Below are 2,262 nucleotides of genomic sequence, written 5' to 3' on the forward strand. Positions count from 1 at the left end.
GACTCTCGCGGCGGAAACACGGGCGGCAGCCCCGGTGGGGCCGGGTCCGGGTCGAGTCCGACCGAGAGCCGGAACAAGGAGCTGGCCCGGAAGCAGGCGAAGATGTACGACTCCGCGACCGGCGACTCGAAGCGCTGGGAGGAGGAGGGGACGAGCTACGAGTCCGATCGGCTCCCGTACCTCGTCTCCGGCTACGGCGACGTCGTCACCGAGGCGCGACAGGACGCCGGGCTGACCGTCGAGGAGGTGGCGGCCGAGCTGGAGGTCGACGAGGACGATCTCCTCGCGGTCGAGGACGGCCGGGCCGCGACCGCGAACGTGGGCGGGTCGGTCGTGCGCGCGCTCGAAGAGCGGTTCGGGATCGACGTCGTCGACGAGTGATCCCGGCCGATGTCACGAACGCCCTCCACCTCCCGTCGCCGCGCGCTGGCGCTGGCGGCGGGCGGAACGCTCGGAGCGCTCGCCGGCTGTCTCGGCTCGCTCGATCCGATTGGCGGCGGCAACACTGACTCCGGCGACGGGTTCACCGACACGACGGACGTGCCGGAGCCGGAGTACGGCCACTGGTTCGACGGCGGGACCGATTACGCCGGGACGGTCGACCGACGGGGAGAGGACGAGGTTGTAATCCCGGTCGGCGACGGCGACGGGTTCCGGTTCGACCCCGCGGCGGTGTGGGTCGACTACGACACGACGGTCCGCTGGGAGTGGACCGGTGAGAGCGGCGTCCACGACGTGGTGACGTACGACGGTCCCGCGGCGATCGAGTCGGAACTCACCGACGAGGCGACCCACGAGTACGCCGTCACCCTCACCGAGGCCGACGAGGGGGTCACCCGATACTCCTGCCGTCCCCATCAGACGATCGGCGAGCAGGGGGCGATCGTCGTCGGCCCGGAGATCGAGTCGTATGTCACGGAGTACGACACGACGCCGGTCGACTACGGCGACTGGTTCGCTCGAACGCCGAACGTTTCGGAGACCGCGAACCCGCTCCGACGGGACGCGGTCAGCGTCCGCGTTGGCGGTCCCGGTGGATACGATCCGGAGGCCGAGGAGTGGGAGACTGCGCCCGTCTACGACACCCCCGCGCTCCGCGTGACGCCCGGCACGACCGTCAGGTGGCGCTGGGTCCCCGGCGCGGGCGAACACAGCGTCGTCGCCGAGGACGGGTCGTTCGAGAGCGACCTCGTCGCCGTCGAGGCCGCCGACTCCCCCGAATATCAGGAGGACGAACACACCTTCGAACGCGTCTTCGAGGATCCGGGGATCCACGAGTACGCCTGCGAACGCCACCGGGACGACGGGATGCGCGGCGCGGTCGTCGTCGCCGAGTCCCGACACTGACCGCGTTGGCGAGACCGGGCGGCCGATCGGCGAGCCGAAACGACCAATTCCCCGGCGGGCGATCAGCCGACAATGAAGGCGATCAAGGACAGCGTCCACGGTCACGTCCGGCTCGGCGACGTCGCCGCCGAACTGGTCGACACGCCGGCGTTCCAGCGGCTGCGCCACATCAAACAGCTGTCCACGGTCCGGCTCGTCTACCCCGCCGCGAACCACACGCGGTTCGAGCACAGCCTCGGCGTCTACCACCTCGCGGGCCGCGCGGTGGAGGGGCTCGGCGTCGACGACGACACCGCGGCGCACGTCCGCGCCGCGGCGATGCTCCACGACGTCGGACACGGCCCGTACGGCCACCAGACCGAGGGGATCATCCGGCGCGCGACCGGGCGCGACCACGACGACGTGGGGTGGCTGCTCACCGACGCGGACCGCGAGGTGTGTCAGGTCCTCGAACGCAACGGTCTCGACCCGGAACGCGTCGCCGCCCTGATCGACGGGGCGGGCGCGCTCGGGCCGCTCGTCTCGGGCGAACTCGACGTGGACCGCATGGACTACCTCGTGCGCGACGCCCACCACACCGGCGTCCCGTACGGAACCGTCGACACCGGTCGGCTCGTCACCGAACTCCGGCTGGTCGGCGGCGACGGTTCGGCTGAGTCCCGGAGCGACGCCGACCTCGTCTTGGACGAGGGGAACGTCGCCACCGCGGAGAGCCTCCTCGTCGCGCGCTCGCTGATGAACGCCGTCGTCTACCGCCACCACGTCTCCCGCGTCGCGGGCGCAATGTTAGAGCGCGCCTGCGAGCGCTACCTCGATCGGACGGAGGCAGACGTCGAGGCGTTCCGGCGGATGGCGGACCACGACCTCCTCGTCGAACTGCGCGACCGCGTCCCGGCGCTCGGCGAGCGCATCGAG

Annotated in this window: 3 protein-coding genes; all 3 read left to right on the forward strand. The window is 71.3% G+C overall.

Annotation, left to right across the window (positions count from 1 at the left end; genetic code table 11):
* A partial coding sequence (locus BN903_RS03065; RefSeq protein ID WP_048076473.1) for a transcriptional regulator occupies positions 1 to 381 on the forward strand: 381 nt, incomplete at its 5' end.
* Between the two features lie 9 nt (positions 382 to 390).
* Positions 391 to 1,347, forward strand: a complete 957-nt coding sequence (locus BN903_RS03070) for a halocyanin domain-containing protein (protein ID WP_048076322.1) — start codon at positions 391 to 393, stop codon at positions 1,345 to 1,347.
* 72 nt (positions 1,348 to 1,419) lie between these two features.
* Positions 1,420 to 2,262 (forward strand): HD domain-containing protein (locus tag BN903_RS03075; RefSeq protein ID WP_048076323.1); only part of this gene is annotated, 843 nt, incomplete at its 3' end.

The sequence above is a fragment of the Halorubrum sp. AJ67 genome, assembly GCF_000513435.1.

What these genes read in the sequence shown, in the direction of transcription:
- BN903_RS03070 (WP_048076322.1), top strand. Translation starts at nt 391, where the DNA reads ATGTCACGAACGCCCTCCACCTCCCGTCGCCGCGCGCTGGCGCTGGCG.